Origin of the sequence: Streptomyces sp. CBMA29, assembly GCF_014596445.1 — a bacterium.
Lineage (GTDB): Bacteria > Actinomycetota > Actinomycetes > Streptomycetales > Streptomycetaceae > Actinacidiphila.
Window position 1 is genome coordinate 1 of the sequence record NZ_MECL01000274.1, and the last position, 18,034, is coordinate 18,034.

At 72.8% G+C, this 18,034-nt stretch carries 15 protein-coding genes and 1 pseudogene; 10 read left to right on the forward strand and 6 right to left on the reverse strand.

Annotation, left to right across the window (positions count from 1 at the left end; all coding sequences use genetic code 11):
- Positions 1–1,778 (forward strand): annotated as a pseudogene (locus BGM09_RS37005) (hypothetical protein); the annotation flags it as partial.
- A 122-nt stretch (positions 1,779–1,900) separates the two neighbouring features.
- On the opposite strand, the gene BGM09_RS37010 reads toward BGM09_RS37005, so the two are convergent.
- Positions 1,901–2,308 (reverse strand): hypothetical protein, encoded by a 408-nt coding sequence (locus BGM09_RS37010; RefSeq protein ID WP_411158420.1) that lies wholly within the window; start codon positions 2,306–2,308, stop codon positions 1,901–1,903.
- Positions 2,309–2,474: 166 nt separating this feature from the next.
- Here BGM09_RS37010 and BGM09_RS37015 point away from each other — a divergent pair, with 166 nt between their 5' ends.
- From BGM09_RS37015 to BGM09_RS37030, 4 genes are all read left to right on the forward strand, one after another.
- On the forward strand, positions 2,475–5,168 hold the full coding sequence (locus BGM09_RS37015) for a nitrate- and nitrite sensing domain-containing protein (protein WP_188286154.1): 2,694 nt from the start codon (positions 2,475–2,477) through the stop codon (positions 5,166–5,168).
- Positions 5,165–5,587, forward strand: a complete 423-nt coding sequence (locus BGM09_RS37020) for a roadblock/LC7 domain-containing protein (protein ID WP_188286155.1) — start codon at positions 5,165–5,167, stop codon at positions 5,585–5,587. The genes BGM09_RS37015 and BGM09_RS37020 overlap by 4 nt, the downstream gene beginning before the upstream one ends.
- Before the next feature lie 32 nt (positions 5,588–5,619).
- A complete protein-coding gene (locus tag BGM09_RS37025; RefSeq protein ID WP_188286156.1) occupies positions 5,620–6,015 on the forward strand; it encodes a DUF742 domain-containing protein in 396 nt (131 codons plus the stop codon).
- Between the two features lie 143 nt (positions 6,016–6,158).
- Positions 6,159–6,770, forward strand: a complete 612-nt coding sequence (locus BGM09_RS37030; protein ID WP_188286157.1) for a GTP-binding protein — start codon at positions 6,159–6,161, stop codon at positions 6,768–6,770.
- Positions 6,771–6,824: 54 nt separating this feature from the next.
- On the opposite strand, the gene glpK is transcribed toward BGM09_RS37030, so the two are convergent.
- The 4 genes from glpK to BGM09_RS37050 form a co-directional block, all read right to left on the reverse strand.
- Positions 6,825–8,360 (reverse strand): glycerol kinase GlpK, encoded by a 1,536-nt coding sequence (gene glpK / locus BGM09_RS37035; RefSeq protein WP_188286158.1) that lies wholly within the window; start codon positions 8,358–8,360, stop codon positions 6,825–6,827.
- 249 nt (positions 8,361–8,609) lie between these two features.
- Positions 8,610–9,797: a lipid-transfer protein gene (locus BGM09_RS37040; RefSeq protein ID WP_188286159.1), complete on the reverse strand. Its 1,188-nt coding sequence runs from the start codon at positions 9,795–9,797 to the stop codon at positions 8,610–8,612.
- Positions 9,794–10,273 carry a Zn-ribbon domain-containing OB-fold protein gene (locus tag BGM09_RS37045; protein ID WP_317453038.1) on the reverse strand — a complete coding sequence of 160 codons (480 nt, stop codon included), beginning with the start codon at positions 10,271–10,273 and terminating at the stop codon, positions 9,794–9,796. The genes BGM09_RS37040 and BGM09_RS37045 overlap by 4 nt, the downstream gene beginning before the upstream one ends.
- A gap of 119 nt (positions 10,274–10,392) precedes the next feature.
- Positions 10,393–10,758 carry a DUF962 domain-containing protein gene (locus BGM09_RS37050; protein ID WP_188286160.1) on the reverse strand — a complete coding sequence of 122 codons (366 nt, stop codon included), beginning with the start codon at positions 10,756–10,758 and terminating at the stop codon, positions 10,393–10,395.
- Positions 10,759–10,880: 122 nt separating this feature from the next.
- On the opposite strand from BGM09_RS37050, the gene BGM09_RS37055 reads away from it, so the two are divergent.
- The 5 genes from BGM09_RS37055 to BGM09_RS37075 are packed head-to-tail and all read left to right on the forward strand — an operon-like array spanning position 10,881 to position 15,823.
- Complete coding sequence (locus BGM09_RS37055) at positions 10,881–11,789, forward strand: NUDIX hydrolase (RefSeq protein ID WP_188286161.1); 909 nt, start codon at positions 10,881–10,883, stop codon at positions 11,787–11,789.
- The gene (locus BGM09_RS37060; protein ID WP_223188133.1) at positions 11,786–12,904 is read left to right on the forward strand and encodes a molecular chaperone DnaJ; all 1,119 of its coding nucleotides are present in this window, start codon (positions 11,786–11,788) and stop codon (positions 12,902–12,904) included. Before BGM09_RS37055 ends, BGM09_RS37060 begins: the two co-directional genes overlap by 4 nt.
- A 40-nt stretch (positions 12,905–12,944) precedes the next feature.
- A complete protein-coding gene (locus BGM09_RS37065; RefSeq protein WP_188286162.1) occupies positions 12,945–13,955 on the forward strand; it encodes a hypothetical protein in 1,011 nt (336 codons plus the stop codon).
- The gene (locus tag BGM09_RS37070; RefSeq protein WP_188286163.1) at positions 13,955–15,289 is read left to right on the forward strand and encodes an adenylosuccinate synthetase; all 1,335 of its coding nucleotides are present in this window, start codon (positions 13,955–13,957) and stop codon (positions 15,287–15,289) included. The genes BGM09_RS37065 and BGM09_RS37070 overlap by 1 nt, the downstream gene beginning before the upstream one ends.
- 9 nt (positions 15,290–15,298) lie before the next feature.
- Positions 15,299–15,823: an NUDIX domain-containing protein gene (locus tag BGM09_RS37075; protein WP_188286164.1), complete on the forward strand. Its 525-nt coding sequence runs from the start codon at positions 15,299–15,301 to the stop codon at positions 15,821–15,823.
- An 11-nt stretch (positions 15,824–15,834) separates the two neighbouring features.
- On the opposite strand, the gene BGM09_RS37080 is transcribed toward BGM09_RS37075, so the two are convergent.
- On the reverse strand, positions 15,835–18,034 hold a 2,200-nt coding region (locus tag BGM09_RS37080; RefSeq protein ID WP_188286165.1), incomplete at its 5' end, for a glycoside hydrolase family 31 protein.

Below are 18,034 nucleotides of genomic sequence, written 5' to 3' on the forward strand. Positions count from 1 at the left end.
CCGACGAGAGCGCGCAGGACCGGGCGCAGGCCCCCGCGGCCACCGAGTCGCTGCCCGCGCTCCGCGAGGCGTACCACTCGGCCTCCCAGGTGTACGAGAAGGTCGGTGTCGGCGCCGACCTGCGCGCGGAGCAGGCCCGCGCGGAGAGCACCGAGAACGCGGCCCTGGTCGAACTGGACCGGCTCACCAACAAGGTCCGCAGCCGCGCCGCGCAGTTGCTCGAAGGCCCGGACGGCGCCGACGGCCCCTCCCGGCAGGCCGCGGCGGCCCGCGCGGAACAGCTCGTACAGACCCTGGAGTCGCGCGCCTCCACCGCCAGCGAGCAGTTGGGGCGGCTGCGCGGCGAGGCGGAACGGCTCGCGCCCGCGGACGGCGACCGCCACACCGACCTGCCCGACGGACTGCTGCCGCGCGACGCCGGGCACGCGCAGGAGCTGCTGCGCGCCGCCAACGCCGAACTGGCCTCCCGCACCGACGCGTTGGACCAGGCGAGGGCCGCCCACACCGACATGGTCCACGCCCACCGCGCCGCCGAGGACGCGGCGGGCGGCTTCGACGAGATCGCCGCGATGCTGCGCGACCTGCTGCGGGACAACGCGCCGGGACAGCAGGACGAGGACGAGCCGGACCCGTACCCCGGCAGCACCGAGGAGGCCCGGCAGGCCGCAGCGGAGGCCCGGCGCGGTCTGCGCGGCTGCGCGGCAGACCTGTCCACCGCGGAGACCCAGCTCCGCGAAGCCTCCGACGTCCTGGTCCGGCACGCCAACGCGGTCCGCTACGAGCAGGTCAGGACGCCCGCGCGGCAGCAGATCAGGGAACTGCCCGCCGCCGTGCTGCCCGAACACGCCGCCGCCTGGGCGACCGCCTTCGCCCCGCGGCTGCGCGTGCTCACCGACGAGCTGACCCAACTGGAGCGCAACCGCGACAGCATCGTGGACCGGCTGCGCGGCCTGGTCGAGTCCTCGCTCGCCACCCTGCGCTCGGCGCAGCGCCTGTCACGGCTGCCGGAAGGGCTCGGCGAATGGTCGGGCCAGGAATTCCTGCGGATCCGCTTCGAGGACCCGGACCAGTCCGTCCTGTCCGAACGCCTCGGCGAGGTCATCGACGAGGCGACCAGAGCCGCCGTACGCAAGAACTCCGACCTGCGGCGGGACGGGATGTCCCTGCTGCTGCGGGGCGTCGGGTCCGCGCTCGAACCGCGCGGCATCGCCGTGGAGATCCTCAAACCGGACGCGGTGCTGCGCGCCGAGCGGGTGCCGGTCGGACAGATGGGCGACGTGTTCTCCGGCGGGCAGCTCCTCACCGCCGCCATCGCCCTCTACTGCACGATGGCCGCGCTGCGCAGCAACGACCGGGGCCGGGACAAGCAGCGGCACGCGGGCACCTTGTTCCTCGACAATCCCATCGGCCGCGCCAACGCCACCTATCTCCTGGAATTGCAGCGTGCCGTGGCCGACGCCTTGGGCGTACAGCTCATTTACACCACGGGACTGTTCGACACCACGGCACTCGCCGAATTCCCGCTGGTGGTCAGGCTCCGCAATGACGCGGATCTGCGGGCGGGCCTGAAATACATCAGCGTCGAGGAGCACCTGCGGCCGGGACTTCCGGTCCCCGACCCGCAGGGCGAGCAGGTGCACGGCGAGATCACCGCCACCCGGATGTACCGGCGTCCGCCCGAGCCGGAGCAGGACGGAGAATCGGACGTGCCCGTTTCCGGGCCCGCGCGCGCCGCCGTGCCCGAACCGGGCAGGGAACTCCAGCCGGACCGCGGCTAGTCCGGGACGGGGCTAGTCCGGGACGGCGGCTCGTCCCGTACCGCCGCTGGTACTGACCGCGATCAGCTCCCGGACCGCCGCCGGACCACCAGGTACCGACGGCAGACCGCGAGCAGGCGGAGTCAGACCCCGAGGTGCCAGGGCAGATGGCGCGGTATGTGCACCCGGCGCGCTGGCCGGCCGCGCGCGGCGGACCGCGCCGCACGGTGCCTTCTGCGCCGCTCCCTGCGCAGGGCGCGGGCCGCGCTGCTCGGGCTGGAGAGCACCCCGTTGCGCTGGTTCCACACCTGTCGCGTCACCCACACGTCCAACACCGCCCACGTGGCGACGACGCTGGTGAAGACGGCGGAGATCAGCGCGGGCGCCGACAGCCAGGAGTGTCCGGCGGCCAGCAGTACGGCCATCACCGCGAGGATCAGCGCGACGGCCACGATCAGCACCGCCCGCACCGCCGCGGCTCGTACCGGATCGGGCATTCGGGGAGTGCCGACCGGGTCCTCGGTCCACACCCGCCCTTGTTCGAAGTCCATACAAGGTGCCTGCCCCGAATCTTCACGATGCATTCCGAGGTACGTATCCGGCCAGACCTGCCCAACCCTACGCACTGGCTTTCGAGTTACCGCATCGGCAGTAGTAGGCTCACGCCGTTTAAACGCGACAGACGATCCCCATACCGGGGAAGACGTTGGGGAGGCCATGCGCTTTCGCGGTACGACGATCCGCCGGAAGATCGTGGCCCTGCTGCTGATCCCACTGGTGTCCCTCACCCTCATCTGGGCCTTCGCCGCCACCATCACCGGGCGCGAGGTGTTCGGACGGCCGGACATCCAGCGAATAGTCGACAATGTCGGCTATCCCGCCGACGACGCGGTACGGAACCTCCAGCAGGAGCGCAGGGTCGCTCTGGTCTTTCTGGCCAACACCCGTGACTCCGAGGCGCGGATCGCCTACGACAAGCAGGAACACGCCACCGACGCGTCCATCGCCAAGATGCGGACGACCATCGACGCGTCCGGCGTCCGCGACGACCTCAACGCGCGGTCCCGCGACCGGCTCGACGACCTCCTCAACACCGTCGAGGGCCTCACCTCGCTCCGCCAGCGGATCGACAACCAGCGGATCACCCGCGACGACGCCTACGAGGCGTACAACTCGCTGGTCGACCCCACCTTCGACCTCTTCGAGGAGTACCTCCCGCTCAGCGACGTCACGCTGGACAGCCAGCGGCGCGCGGTGATCGGCCTCTACCGGGCGCAGGAGGAGGTCAGCCGCGAGGACGCGCTGATGGCTGCCGCGATCAGCACCGGCCACACCAGCAAGGACGAACTGCGCTCCTTCACCTTCGCGGTCGCCGAGCAGCGCAATTACTACGCGGTCGACCTCAAGACCCTCACCGACGACGTCCGCGCGCCCTTCGACACGTACTGGCAGAGCGCCAGCGGCAAGGCACTGCGCGCCGCCGAGGACGCGATCATCGTCGCGGGCGTGGAGGAGGCGCCGGTCGTGGCCGCCCAGAAGGCGTGGCCCGCCACCGCCGCCACCGTGATGACCGACCTGGGCAAGCTCGACGGCCAGGCCATCGCGAGGTTCAGCAAGCAGGCCAGGCCGCTGTCCACCACGCTGGTCGTCGAAGCCGCCGTCATCGGTGTCCTCGGTCTGGTCGCGGTGATCGCCTCGCTGATCGTGTCGGTACGGATCGGCCGCAGCCTGATCCGCGACCTGTCCGGGCTGCGCCGCGAGGCCCAGGAGGTCTCCGGCACCCGGCTGCCCCGCGTCATGCGGCGGCTGGCCGCGGGCGAACAGGTCGACGTCGAGACCGAGGTGCCGCGCCTCCAGTACTCCGACGACGAGATCGGACAGGTCGGCAAGGCGCTCAACACCCTCCAGCGGGCCGCCGTCGAGGCCGCCGTCCGCCAGGCCGACATGCGCAAGGGCGTCTCCGAGGTCTTCGTCAACCTCGCCCGCCGCAGCCAGGTCCTGCTGCACCGCCAGCTCACCTTGCTGGACGCGATGGAGCGCCGCACCGAGAACGCCGAGGAACTGGCCGACCTCTTCCGCCTCGACCACATGACCACCCGTATGCGGCGGCACGCCGAGGGCCTGGTCATCCTCTCCGGCGTCGCCCCCTCCCGGCAGTGGCGCAAGCCCGTCCAGCTCATGGACGTGGTCCGCGCCGCCGTCGCCGAGGTCGAGGACTACGAGCGGATCGAGGTACGACGTCTGCCCCGGCTGGCCGTCACCGGCTCCGCGGTCGGCGACGTCACCCACCTGCTCGCCGAACTCATCGAGAACGCGGCCGTGTTCTCGCCGCCGCACACCGCGGTACGGCTGCACGGCGAGCCGGTCGCCAACGGCTTCGTGCTGGAGATCGACGACCGCGGCCTCGGTCTGACCCCTGACGCGCTGCTGGAGTCCAACCTCCGGCTGGCCGAGACGCCGGAATTTGAACTGTCGGACACCGACCGGCTCGGCCTGTTCGTGGTCAGCCGGCTCGCGCAGCGCCAGGGCGTCAGGGTCTCGCTGCGGCAGTCCCCGTACGGCGGCACCACCGCTGTCGTCCTCATCCCGGCGAATCTGCTCACCGAGACCGGCGACGACACCGGCGCGACCAAGCTCGGCGACCTCACCGAGTCCCGTCCGGCGCGGGTGTCCTCCGACACCGAGCACACCTTCCGGCAGTGGGGCCTGGACGGCATCGGCGGCGAGACGCAGAAGGAGCACGAGGCGCACCCGGCGGACGAACCCGTCGGCGCGCCGGTCGGCGAGGCGGGCGACCCCGAACTCGACGGGCCGCTGCCGTTGCCGCGCCGTCGCCGTACCGCGCCCGTACTGGTCTCCGACCGCGGCCGACCGGTCGGCGGACCGTCCGCGCAGACCTCGCAGGCCGACCGGGGAGCGCTGGAACAGGCCGCGGAACGGGCCGTGGCCCAGGCGCAGGCCCGCGGCGAGTTGCACCCACAGGGCCAGCCGCAGGCGCAGGCCCCGGCGCAGGCACCGACTCCGGCCGGGCCCCAGCCGCTGCCCGCGCGCCAGTCCGAGCCCGGGTCCGCGCGCCAGTCCGGGACCGCGTCCGGGACCACGTCTGAGCCCCAGCCTTTGGCGGCTGCGAAGAAGACGACCGCATCCGGCGCGAGCGGTGGCGGACTGCCCCGCCGGGTCAGGCAGGCCAATCTGGCGCCGCAACTGCGGGTGGAGACCACCGCCCACGACGGCGGCGGCGCGTCCGGCGAGAGGGCCGGCCGCGAGCGGTCGGCGGACGAGGTCCGCGACCGGATGGCGGCACTCCACCGCGGCTGGCAGCGCGGCCGGGAAGTGACCGAGAACGACGGTACGCAAGACGACCCATCGGCATCCGCACCGAGAACGACACCTGAGGGGAACGGTCGATGACCGCACCATCGAGCCCGACACGCGAGCTGAGCTGGCTCCTTGACGATCTGGTCTCGCGCGTGGCCAGCATCCGCAAGGCCCTGGTCCTCTCCGGCGACGGCCTGGCCATCGGCGCGTCGGACGGATTGACCCGTGAGGACTCCGAGCACCTCGCCGCCGTCGCATCCGGCTTCCACAGCCTCGCCAAGGGCGTAGGACGGCACTTCGAGGCCGGACGCGTCCGGCAGACCATGGTCGAACTGGACGATGCCTTCCTCTTCGTGACGGCGGCGGGCGACGGAAGCTGCCTGGCCGTACTCAGCGCGGCCGAGTCCGACGTCGGCCAGGTCGCGTACGAGATGGCGCTCCTGGTCAAGCGGGTCGGTGCTCACCTGGGCACCGCGGCTCGGAACGACGGCGGCGCGGCACTCAGCGGCTGACCGGATGATCTGACAACGGGGTGACAGGTGTCATGACTTCTGATGCGGACCGGTGGTACGACGACGCGGCAGGACCGGTGGTGCGGCCCTATGCGATGACAAGGGGCCGCACCAGCAACGCCGCTGAGACGAAGATCGACCTGATCGCCCTGGTGATCACGGAGACCGAGGCCGGGGACGACGGAGGCGCGCAGGACGACCACACGCTGTCACCCGAGCACCTCGACATCGTCGAACGCTGTCAGGTCCAGGCCGTCTCCGTCGCGGAGCTGGCCGCCGACCTCGACCTGCCGGTCGGGGTGGTCCGCGTCCTGGTCGGGGACCTGCTGGAGGCGTCGCACGTACAACTCCACCAGCCGGTCCCACCAGCCGAGTTGGTGGACGAGAACATCCTGCGCGAGGTCATCAACGGGCTGCGCGCGCTGTAGCGGATCGTGATCCACTCCGGCGTGCCGGTCATGTTCGAACAGGACTAGGCTCTCCGCAGACGTACGACGAAGCGCAACCGACGTACAGATCGACATGCAGATCGACGTACAACTGACAACGCCGGCAGGGAAGTAGACACAACATGGCTTTCGCGCGATCGGATCGCCGCCGCAAGCCGTCCGCCGACGAGCCGGTGGCGCTCAAGCTGCTGGTGGCGGGCGGCTTCGGCGTGGGCAAGACCACGCTGGTGGGCGCGGTCAGCGAGATCAGGCCGCTGCGCACCGAGGAATCGCTCAGCGAGGCGGGCCGCCCGGTGGACGACACCGAGGGCGTGGAGGGCAAGCGCACCACCACCGTCGCCATGGACTTCGGGCGGATCACGCTCAGGGACAACCTGGTGCTGTATCTGTTCGGCACGCCAGGACAGGACCGGTTCTGGTTCCTGTGGGACGAGTTGGCGCAGGGCGCGCTCGGCGCGGTCGTGCTTGCCGACACCCGCCGCCTGGAGGACTGCTTCGCGGCCGTCGACTACTTCGAGCGGCGCGGCATCCCCTTCACGGTCGCCGTCAACTGCTTCGACGGCGCCGAACTGCACGCGCCGGACATCGTGCGCGACGCCCTCGACCTGGACGCCTCGGTGCCGGTGGTGATGTGCGACGCGCGCGAGCGGGATTCGGCGAAGAACGTCCTGATCACCGTGGTGGAACACGCGGCGCAGATGGCGACGGGGCGCAAGGAGCCCGCCGCCACCTGAGACCTGCGGCTTCTTTCGCGAGACGGTCAACCGGCCGCCGTTCAGAGCCGATCGCTACCTGGCGGAGCCCTCCTCGCCGTCCTCCTCCAGCCAGCCGAAGCTCCGCTCGACGGCCATCTTCCAGCGCCGGTAACCGAGTTCACGCCGCGACTCCGCCATACGCGGCTTCCACGCGGTGTCGCGCTCCCACTGCGCCCTGAGCGTGTCGAGGCCGTCCCACACGCCGGTCGCCAGGCCCGCCGCGTAGGCCGCGCCGAGGCTGGTGGTCTCGGCGACGACCGGCCGGACCACCGGCACGCCCAGCACGTCGGCCTGATGCTGCATCAGCAGGCTGTTGACGGTCATGCCGCCGTCCACGCGCAGTTCGGCGATGCGTACGCCGGAGTCCTCCTGCATCGCGTCGACCACCTCGCGGGTCTGCCAGCTCGTGGCCTCCAGCACGGCCCGCGCCAGGTGCGCCTTGGTGACGAAGCCGGTGAGCCCGGTGATCACACCGCGCGCGTCGGACCGCCAATAGGGCGCGAACAGCCCGGAGAAGGCCGGTACGACGTAGGCGCCGCCGCTGTCGGGCACGCTCGCGGCCAGCGGCTCGATCTCGTCCACGCTGCGGATGAGGCCGAGTTGGTCGCGCAGCCAGTGCACGAGGGCGCCGGTGATGGCGATCGAGCCCTCCAGGCAGTACGCGGGCCGGTCGCCGCCGAGCCGGTAGCCGACGGTGGTGAGCAGGCCGCTCTTGGACGGCACCGGACGTGCCCCGGTGCTCATCAGCAGGAAGCTGCCCGCGCCGTAGGTGTTCTTGGCCTCGCCGGTCTCGAAGCAGGTCTGTCCGAAGAGCGCGGCCTGCTGGTCGCCGAGCGCGGCGGCCACCGGCACGCCCGCGAGCCGTCCGACGGCGGTGCCGTAGACCTCGGCGGAGGAGCGTATCTCCGGCAGGACGGCCTCGGGGATGTCCATGGCGGCCAGGATCGCCGGGTCCCAGTCCAGCGTGTCCAGGTCCATCAGCAGGGTGCGCGAGGCGTTGGTGACGTCGGTGACGTGGACGCCCCCGTTGACGCCGCCGGTCAGATTCCACACCAGCCAGGAGTCGACGGTGCCGAAGGCGATCTCGCCGTTCTCCGCGCGCCGCCGCAGCCCCGGCACATGGTCGAGCAGCCAGGTCACCTTGGGCCCGGAGAAGTACGGCGCCAGCGGCAGCCCGGTGGCGTCGCGGAACCTGTCCTGGCCGTAGGGGCCGCCCAGTTCGGCGCACAGCGCCGAGGTGCGGGTGTCCTGCCAGACCAGCGCGTTGTGCACCGGGCGCCCGGTCGAGCGGTCCCAGAGCACCGTCGTCTCGCGCTGGTTGGCGATCCCGAGGGCGCTGAGCCGGTCGGGGCGCAGCCCCGCCCTGGCGAGCGCGCCCGCCGCCACGGCCTGCGTCTTCGCCCAGATCTCGGTCGCGTCGTGCTCCACCCAGCCGGGCCTGGGGAGGATCTGCCGGTGGTCGCGCTGGTCGGCGGCGACGATCCGGCCGCTGTTGTCGAAGACGATGCAACGGGTGGAGGTGGTGCCCTGGTCGATGGCGGCTACGTAGCTCACGGGCTGGTCGCTCATGTCGGTCTCCCTTGCCCGGTCCGCGCGGGACCGTGTCGGGAACGGGCGGCGGCGCGGACGACCGGTGGCCGGTGCCCCTCCCGCCGACCGGCTCCGCGCCACGCGAAGTGTTCTCCAGCGGTGACGGAGCGTCAAGAAGCCAGACCGATCAGGTCACTTCGCGACGGAGCCGCGACCGATCCCGACCGCATGACCCGACACTCATCCGTACGGTCCGGCCCGCTGCGCGTCCGCCCGGCCCGTGCCCGGTCACTTCACCACGACCACCGCCGAGCCGTGCCCGAACAGCCCCTGGTTCGCGGTGATTCCGAGCCGCGCGCCCGCGACCTGCCGGCCCTCCGCCCGGCGGCGTATCTGCCCCACCAGCTCGCAGACCTGCGCGATGGCCTGGGCGGGTACGGCCTCGCCGAAGGACGCCAGGCCGCCGCTGGTGTTGACCGGAACGGCGCCGCCCAGCGCGGTCGCCCCCGACCGCAGCAGCTTGGCGCCCTCACCCGCCGGGCACAGACCCAGATCCTCGTACCACTGGAGTTCCAGGGCGGTCGACAGGTCGTAGACCTCCGCCAGATCGAGGTCTCCCGGCTCGATCCCGGCCTCTTCGTACGCCGCCGCCGCGATCGAGGCGCGGGGCTCCAGTTCGGGCGGGGACACCGCGACGGCGGAGTCACCCGCGATGTCCGGCAAGTCCGGTACGGTGCGCGGGTACTGGGGGGTCACGGTGGAGACCGCGCGGATGCGTACCGGGTCGCAGGTGTGCCGCCGGGCGAAGTCCATGCTCGACAGCACGAGCGCGGCGCCGCCGTCCGAGGTGGCGCAGATGTCCAGCAGCCGCAGCGGATCGGCGACGACCGCGGACCCTGCGACCTCTTCCGCGCTGACCGGTTGGCGGTAGCGAGCCAGCGGATTGGCCGCGCCCGCACGGGAGTTCTTGACCTTGACCTGCGCGAAGTCGTCGAGCGTGTCACCGTGCACGGCCATCCTGCGGCGCGCGTACAGCCCGAAGTAGCCGGGATTGGTGGCGCCGAGCACCCGGAAGCGCAGCCAGTCGGGGTCGTCGGGCCGCTCGCCGCCCGCGGGGGCGAAGAAGCCCTTGGGCGCGGCGTCGGCGCCCACCACGAGCGCCACGTCGGTGAGTCCCGCCAGGATCTGCGCGCGGGCGGTCGCGATGGCCTGTGCCCCGGAGGCGCACGCGGCGTAGACGCTGGTGACGCGGGCGCCCTGCCAGCCGAGCGCCTGCGCGAAGGTCGCGCCCGCCACGTATCCGGGATAGCCGCCGCGTACGGTGTCGGCGCCCACCACCGACCGCACCTCGCGCCAGTCGATGCCCGCGTCCGCGAGGGCCGCGCGGGCGGCGGCGACCCCGTACTCGGTGAACGGCCGCCCCCACTTGCCCCAGGGGTGCATCCCGGCGCCGAGCACCGCGATGTCGGCGGTCATCGGGCACCGCTCACGGGCCGCCAGTTCCAGGTGCCGCGCCCGCCGTCGGCGCGGCCTGTACCGTCTGCTCCGCCCGTTTCCCCGAGCACCCCCCGTACCAGCTCGACCGGCATCCCGACCGCGAGATCGGCCGGGGTGACACCGGGCGCCGCCTGCCCCAGCACGACCATCCGCTCGTCCGCCAGCTCGACGGCGACCAGGGTGTACGGCTGCCACGCGCGCTCGGGGTCCGAGGGATACGGCGGCGGCGTCCGGTAGCGGGCGTCGGTGTACGACCAGACGTGCCCGGTCCTGGACAGCGGGAATTCGTCCACGTCGGTACCCGAGCAAGCGGGGTTGCGGCAGAAGGAGTCCTCACGGGGGAAGAACACGCTTCCGCAGTCCCGGCACCGGGTGCCGAGCAGCCGGAAGTCGGCTCCCGACCCCTCGGTGAACCAGCCTTCGACCACTGGCGGTATGCGCCTGTGCTGCTCCACGCGGCCTCCCCGACTCGTCACCTGACGGATCGTCAGAAGTGTGCCACGGGCGGCCCGTCGGCGGAACAGCGTCGGACTGTGCGAAGCCGGCGGGGCGGGAAGACCGGTGTCAGGCGGTGTCAGTCGGTGTCGCCCGTGTTGCCCTGCTCGGCCAGCCACTTGTCCGCCGTCTCGGCCAGTTCGGCGTCCCGTCCGGCGAGCATGGTGGTGATCATCTTGACGTCGCCGCGGAGCGACCACGCCGGGTGTCCGAAGGTCGCCGGATTGTTCTTCTCGATCAGGAAGTGGGCGGGCCAGGCCGTTCCGTACCCGATCAGCGGCAGCGCCGCCGCGTACCGCCCGCGGCCCCGCGCCAGGCCGTAACCGGTGACCGCGAGGCCGGTGAGCGTGCCCGCCAGGTGCACCCAGCGGGTGGCGGCCTTCGAGTGCATCGCCACGTAGTACGGCCAGAACTCCTCGAAAGTGCTGAACGTCTGCTTCGTCATCACCGCAGAGTAGCGCCGCCGCTGGACGGTGTCAGGCTGCGGTGCTATGGTCTTCTCGTATTGAGAATGACTCACCCTGAGAACAACATGCGGGGTGGGTTCGGCGCGAGACGGGGGCGATCATGACGGACGCGGTGAACACGCCGGAGACGCCGGGGGAGTCGGCGGCGCGGCGGGAGCGGGACTTCCTCGACTCCTACGATCCGCGCGCCTTCGACCCGATCGCCGTGACCGTCGACGTCGTCGCGCTGACCCTGCGCGCCGACCGGCTGCACGTCCTGGCCGTCGAGCGGGGCGGACCGCCGTTCGCGGGGGAGCGGGCGCTGCCGGGCGGATTCGTCCGCGCGGGACGCGAGTCGCTGGACGAGGCGGCGGCACGGGAGTTGGCCGAGGAGACCGGCCTGGACACCACGGCGCTCGGCCGGGTCCACCTCGAACAGCTCGGCTCCTACGGCGTCCCCGACCGCGACCCGCGCATGCACGTGGTCTCGATCGCCTACCTCGCCTTCGCACCGGGACTGCCCGATGCCACGCCGGGAAGCGACGCCGCGGGCGCGGCCTGGATCCCCGTCGAAGCAATCCTCCCGAAAGGGCAACCGGACACGGCGCCGCCGCGTCCCATCGAACAGGGTCGGCGGACCGGAATCTACGGGGGTGGTACCGGCCGCCGGCCCGCTTCTCACGGGAGCGCTCCCCGGCTCGCCTTCGACCACGACCGCATCCTCGCGGACGGTCTGGAACGCGCCCGCGGAAAGATCGAGTACACCCCGCTGGCCACGGCTTTCCTCGGCGAGACCTTCACCGTCAGCGAATTGCGCGCGGTCTACGAGACGGTGTGGGGCGCGCCGCTGCACGCGGGCAACTTCCACCGCAAAGTGCTCTCCGTGCCGGGCTTCGTGGAGTCCACCGGCGAGACCGACAGCCGCCCCGGCAGCAAGGGCGGTCCGCGCGCCCGTCTCTACCGGGCAGGCGATGCCCGGTTGCTGCACCCGGCGCTGCTCCGCCCCGACCGGGAGGAGGACGTCCGATGACCGCCACCACGAATCCGCTCGGTGACCCGGCCGGTGACCGGACCAACGGCCCGGTGCGTGACCCGGGTCGCGAACCTCTCGGCGACCCCGGCAGCGACCCGACGAGCGCAGCGATACGCACCTTCGAGGACGCCCTCGCCGCCCTCGACGCCGATTTCCCGGCCGACGCCCACGACGCGGTCCGCCACTACCGTCGGCTCGCCCGGCTGCTGCACCCCGACGCCGCACCGCCCGGCCGCTCCGCGCAGGCCGCCGCGGCCTTCGCCCGGCTGTCCGCCCGCCACCACCACACCGACGAAAGGGCCACCGCTCCCACCGTCACCACCGCGGACCGCCGCTACGTCCTCGGCCCGGTCCTGGCCACCGGCGACCTCGCCGTCCTGCGGACCGCCCACTACGACGAGAACGGCGACCGGCGCGAGGCCGTGCTGAAGATCCCGCAACGGCCCCGCGACAACGACCTGTTGGAGCACGAGGCCGACGTGCTGCGCCGCCTCGACACCGTCGGCGAACGGCGGCACCGCGCGTACGCCCCGCAACTGATCGAGAGCTTCAGGCACCGCGACACCGACGGCGTCGAGCGGCACGTCAACGCGCTCGTGCCGCTCACCGGCTTCCACACGCTCGCCGAGGTCGCCGCCGCCCACCCGGACGGCCTCGACCCGCGCGACGCGGCGTGGATGTGGCGGCGCCTGCTGACCGCGCTCGGCTGGGCCCACCGCGCCCGGCTGGTGCACGGCGCCGTCTTCCCCGAACACGTCCTCATCCACCCCGAGTTGCACGGCCTGGTCCTGGTCGACTGGTGCTACGCGACCGCCTTCGACACCCATGTGCCGGTCCTCGTCGACCGGCACAGGGACGCCTATCCGCCCGAGGTCCCGGAGCGCCGACCGGCCTCCCCGGCCACCGACATCCACCTCGCCGCGCTCTGCGTGCGGCAGCTCATGGGCGACCGGGCACCGGCGCCGATGCGCGCCTTCCTGCGCGCGTGCGTCCTGCCCTCGCAGAACGCCCGCCCGCAGGACGCCTGGCAGCTCCTCGGCGAGCTGGACGACCTGCTGGAACGGCTCTACGGGCCGCGCGCCTTCCGCCCGTTCGCCATGCCGCACATCTGACAACCGCGACACCACCACCACGAAACAAGGGGGAACCACCATGGGCAGCGGAAGCTGGTCCACCAATGTCTACGACGCCGCCGCGCGCTACCGCGCCGCGTCCGGCTCCGGCGCCTTCGCGTACAGCGACCACGTCACCGGCTCGTCCCCGCGCAGCAGTTGGACGGCCCACCCGTCACTCGACCCCAAGAACATCACCCTGCGGGAGAGCCGCGACTCCGCGGAACACCCCACCTCGCTCGCCATCGCGGTGCTCTTCGACGTCACCGGCTCGATGCGCACCGTGCCGCAAGTGCTCCAGACCAAGCTCCCCGAGCTGTTCGGCCTGCTGCTGCGCAAGGGATACACCGAGCACCCGCAGGTGATGTTCGGCGCGGTCGGCGACGCCACCTGCGACCGGGTGCCCCTCCAGATCGGGCAGTTCGAGTCCGACAACCGGATGGACGACGACCTCGGCAACATCCTCCTGGAGGGCGGGGGCGGCGGCCAGATGAGCGAGTCGTACGAACTCGCGCTCTACACCATGGCCCGGCACACGGCGCTGGACTGCCACGACAAGCGCGGGCGGCGCGGCTACCTGTTCCTGATCGGCGACGAGATGCCGTACGGCAAGGTCAAGGCGCGCGAGGTGTGGGACGTCCTCGGCGAGCGCATCCCGCAGGACATCCCGATCACCGACATCGTCGCCGAACTCCAGCGCACCTACCACGTCCACTACATCCTCCCGGCGGGCTCGTCCTACGTCGGCAACACCGAAGTGCTCGGCATCTGGCGGAAGTTGCTCGGCCAGAACGTCATCGAGCTGGACGACCTCGACGCGGTCTGCGAGACCATCGCGCTGACCGTCGGCCTGGGCGAGGAGGCGATCGACCTCGCCGCGGGCCTGGCCGACCTGGCCGACGTCGGCTCGGCGGCGGGCGACAGCGTCAGCAAGGCGCTCGCCGGACTCGACCGCGGCAGGGACGGCGCGGCCCGCGGCAGCGCCCTCGCCGTCTCCGACGCGCCCCTCACCGACGGCGACGCGGGTCCCGCCACCACCACGAGGCTGTAGTGCACACCATCGTCGTCGACCTCGGATTCGGGGACGCGGGCAAGGGCGCCGCCGTGGACCGGCTCTGCCAGGACGGTACGGTCCAGGCGGTCGTCCGGTTCAACGGCGGCGCCCAGGCCGCGCACAACGTCGTCACCGCCGACGGCCGCCACCACACCTTCGCGCAGTTCGGCTCCGGCACGCTGCGCGGGGTACGCACCCACCTGTCGCGGTTCATGACCGTCGACCCGCTCGCGCTGGCCGCCGAGGCCGACCACCTGCGCGCGGTCGGCGTCCCCGACCCGTACGCCCTGCTGTCCGTCGACCGCGCGGCGCCGCTCGCCACCCCGTACCACGCCGCCGCCAACCGGCTGCGGGAGCAGGCGCGCGGCGCCGACCGGCACGGCTCCTGCGGGATGGGCGTGGGCGAGGCCGCCGCGTACGCGCTCGCCCACCCCGGTGACGCGCCGACCGTCGGCGACTGCGCGTCGCGCCCCCGGCTGCTGCGCCAACTGCGCTTGCTGCGCGACCGGTTGGCGGACGAGCTGGGCCCGCTGCCCGCGCCGCCGGTCGAGGACTGCGCGGAAGTCCTCGCCGCCTTCGCCCGTACGGTGACCCTCACCGACGGCTCCGCGCTGCACGACCTCCTGCGGCGGGGCCCAGCGGTCTTCGAAGGCGCCCAGGGCGTACTCCTGGACGAATGGCACGGCTTCCACCCGTACACCACCTGGTCCACCACGACCTTCGCCAACGCCGAGACGCTGCTGGCCGAGGCGGGCACACCGGGCGGGGCGCGGCGGCTCGGCGTCGTCCGTACGTACACCACCCGGCACGGACCGGGCCCGCTCGTCACCGAGGACCCGGAGCTGACACCGCTGCTCCCCGAGCCGCACAACGGCCACGGCCGCTGGCAAGGCGCCTTCCGTACCGGCCACTTCGACGCCGTCGCGCACGCGTACGCCGTGGAGGTCTGCGGGGGAGTGGACGCCCTCGCCGTCACCCACCTCGACGCGCCCGCCCGCGCCCGTGGCCTGCGCATCTGCCGCGCCTACGGCATCGACGGCACCCTCGTCGAACGCCTCGCGCCGGGTCCGTCCGGCGACCTGGTCCGTCAGGCCGCCCTCACCGCGCGCCTCCAGCGCGCCCGCCCGGCCGTGTGGGACACGCCCGGCCGCGACCCGCGCCGCTGGTCGGACGCGATCAGCGCGGCCCTGGGCGCCCCCGTCCTGCTGGAGTCCTCGTCCGCGACCCGCCAGGTCCTGCGCAAGCCGCCCCCCGGCCCCGAAGCTGCCCCGACCCGTCACCCCGCCTCTGAACCGGCCCGTCACCCCACCCGCACGACCGCTCTCCGATAGGGTCCCGCCGTGGCCAAGGACTCTCACTGCTCGTCATGCGGCGCGCCCTTCGGCGCCGACCCCGGATGGCCGCGCACCTGCGCGAACTGCGGGGCCGTCAGCTACCGCAACCCGCTGCCCGTCGCCGTCGCCCTGCTCCCCGTACGGCACACCGGCGGCACAGGGCTCGTCGTGATCCGCCGGACGATCGAGCCGCGCCTGGGCCAACTCGCCCTGCCCGGCGGCTTCATCGACTTCGGCGAGAGCTGGGAGCAGGCCGTCGTCCGGGAGCTGTCGGAGGAGACCGGCATCCGCGCCTCGGCGGCGGACGTCACTCTCGCCGACGCGCTCACCGACGAGGACGGCGGATATCTGCTGCTCTTCGGCCTGCTGCCGGAGCGCGACGCGGCCGAACTGCCGCCGTCCGTACCGACCGACGAGACCGACGGGCACCAGATCCTGCCGCGCCCGGCCGAGTTGGGCTTCCCGCTGCACACCCTGGCCGCCCGCCGCTGGTTCGACGGCGCCTACGACACGGTGCCGCGCACCCGGTAACCCACCGGCTCCTACGACGCCGTGCCGCGCACCCGCACCCGGTAGCCGACCGGCTCCCCGGCGTCCGTACCGTCCCGCTCCACCACGACCTCGCCGTCCGCCCACCGGGTGGTGAACCGTTCCATCCGCGCGGTGCCCCAGCCCTCGGGGTCACCGCTGAAGACGACACCGCCCCCGGTACGGCCGAGTCGCGGCGCCCACACGTCCAGTTCGACCTCGCCGTCCGCCCCGGCCACCGGCACGATCGCACCCGCCCGCGCCAGTACCGGAATCCGGCCCAGCGGCGCGTCGAGCAGCACCTGGCCGGGCCCGCGGTGCGCCGTACCGGTCGCGGTGTCGTACCACAGGCCGCGCGGCAGCCGTATCGCCCGCGTCAGCGAACCCGGTTCGAGCACCGGAGCCACCAACAGCGCGTCGCCCAGCAGGAAAGCGTCACCGCACTCGCGCAACGCCCGGTCACCCGGCGCGTTCCACCACAGCGGGCGGACGTACGGGGCGCCGGTGCGGTGCGCGATGTGCGCCAGCGACTCCAGATACGGCAGCAGCCGCACCCGCTCGGTCAGCGCGGCCCGCGCGTGCTCCAGCACCTCAGGGCCGAACTCCCACGGCTCGCGCCGCCCCGCGTCGATCGCCGAATGGGTGCGGAAGAACGGCAGATACGCGGCCAGTTGGAACCACCGCAGATACAGCTCGGGCGACGGTGAACCGGTGAAGCCGCCGACATCGGGGCCCGAGTACGGCACCCCGCACAGGCCGAGCCCGAGGACCAGCGACAGGGACGCGCGCAGCCCCGACCAGCCGGTCGCCACATCGCCCGACCAGGTGCCGCCGTACCGCTGCATGCCCGCCCAGCCGGAGCGCGAGAAGAGGAACGGCCGCTGCTCGGGGCGCAGTTCGCGCAGTCCTTCGTAGCCCGCACGGGCCATCGCCAGGCCGTACACATTGTGCGCCTCGCGGTGGTCGCCGCCGCGGCCCTCCAAAGAGTGCCGTGCCGAGCGCGGCAGGGTGTTCTCACCGAAGGACGCGAAGGACACCGGCTCGTTCATGTCGTGCCAGACCCCGGAGAAGCCCTGACCGAGGCGCTCGGCGTACAACCGGCCCCACCACGCCCGGACCTGGGGGTCGGTGAAGTCGGGGAAGGCCGCATCTCCCGGCCAGACCACGCCGTTGACCTCCCGGCCCCGCGCGTCCCGGACGAACGCGCCTTCCGCGGCGCCGCTGTCGTAGACCGCCACACCGGGCTCCGCCTTCACCGCCGGGTCCACGATCGACACCATCCGGATCCCGGACTCGGCCAACTCCGCCGCCAGACCGGGCAGATCGGGAAACCGGCCCTTGTCGACGGTGAAGACCTGGTGGCCGTCGAAGTGGTCGATGTCCAGATGCAGCACCGACAGCGGCAGTTCGCGCTCGCGGTAGCCCGCCACGACCCGCCGCACCTCCCGCTCGCTGCCGAAGCCCCAGCGCGAGTGGTGGTGGCCCAGCGCCCAGCTCGGCGGCAGCGCGGGCCTGCCGGTCAGCGCCGTCCAGCCGTTCAGCACCCGCGACGGCGTACCGGTGATCACCCAGTAGCGCAGCGGCCCGCCGTCCATCCGCAACTCGCAGCCGCCCGGCCGGTCGTGGCCCGAGCCCGCGCCCTCCTCACCGTCCCGCAGGGTCACCCCGCCGTCCCACGTGTTGTCGTGGAAGACCAGGTGGCAACCCGCGTCGGCGACCACGAGCTGCACCGGCATGGTGATGTACAGCGGGTCGTCGCCCGGCTCGAACGAGCCGTCCGGGTCGGTGTTCCACAGCCGGTAGCCGCCCGCGGGCAGCCGCGGTCCGACGGCCCGGCCGCCGAGGCCGTACACCCGCGCGTCGGCCGGGGTCTCCGAGCGCTGCACCCAGCGCGCGTCCACCCCCGGCTCACCACCGGTCGGCTCCCACCAGCGCGGCGGCAGCTCCCTGCGAAGCAGTACGCCGCCGGGCGTGCGGATCTCCACCGCGCCGTGCCGTGACACCAGGACGGTGACGCGCTCGGACACCACCCGCCAGCCGTCCTTGTCCGGTTCGAGGATCGCCCGCAGATCCGCCTCGGGCCGCCCGCCGGCCAGCGCGTACGACGGGTCGGGATCCGCGCCGTCCCAGCCGCAGAACACGGCGCCGCCGATCGCCACCCGTACCCGCAGCACCGAGCGCGCGAACCGCACCCGGCCGCCGCCGGGCAGCGGC

Excerpts from the sequence above, each read along its gene's own strand:
- BGM09_RS37040 (WP_188286159.1), bottom strand. The coding sequence starts at position 9,797 with ATGACCGCCGACATCGCGGTGCTCGGCGCCGGGATGCACCCCTGGGGC.
- BGM09_RS37015 (WP_188286154.1), top strand. The coding sequence starts at position 2,475 with ATGCGCTTTCGCGGTACGACGATCCGCCGGAAGATCGTGGCCCTGCTG.
- BGM09_RS37060 (WP_223188133.1), top strand. The coding sequence starts at position 11,786 with ATGACCGCCACCACGAATCCGCTCGGTGACCCGGCCGGTGACCGGACC.
- BGM09_RS37065 (WP_188286162.1), top strand. The coding sequence starts at position 12,945 with ATGGGCAGCGGAAGCTGGTCCACCAATGTCTACGACGCCGCCGCGCGC.
- BGM09_RS37030 (WP_188286157.1), top strand. The coding sequence starts at position 6,159 with ATGGCTTTCGCGCGATCGGATCGCCGCCGCAAGCCGTCCGCCGACGAG.
- glpK (WP_188286158.1), bottom strand. The coding sequence starts at position 8,360 with ATGAGCGACCAGCCCGTGAGCTACGTAGCCGCCATCGACCAGGGCACC.
- BGM09_RS37020 (WP_188286155.1), top strand. The coding sequence starts at position 5,165 with ATGACCGCACCATCGAGCCCGACACGCGAGCTGAGCTGGCTCCTTGAC.
- BGM09_RS37050 (WP_188286160.1), bottom strand. The coding sequence starts at position 10,758 with ATGACGAAGCAGACGTTCAGCACTTTCGAGGAGTTCTGGCCGTACTAC.
- BGM09_RS37055 (WP_188286161.1), top strand. The coding sequence starts at position 10,881 with ATGACGGACGCGGTGAACACGCCGGAGACGCCGGGGGAGTCGGCGGCG.
- BGM09_RS37010 (WP_411158420.1), bottom strand. The coding sequence starts at position 2,308 with ATGGACTTCGAACAAGGGCGGGTGTGGACCGAGGACCCGGTCGGCACT.
- BGM09_RS37025 (WP_188286156.1), top strand. The coding sequence starts at position 5,620 with ATGACTTCTGATGCGGACCGGTGGTACGACGACGCGGCAGGACCGGTG.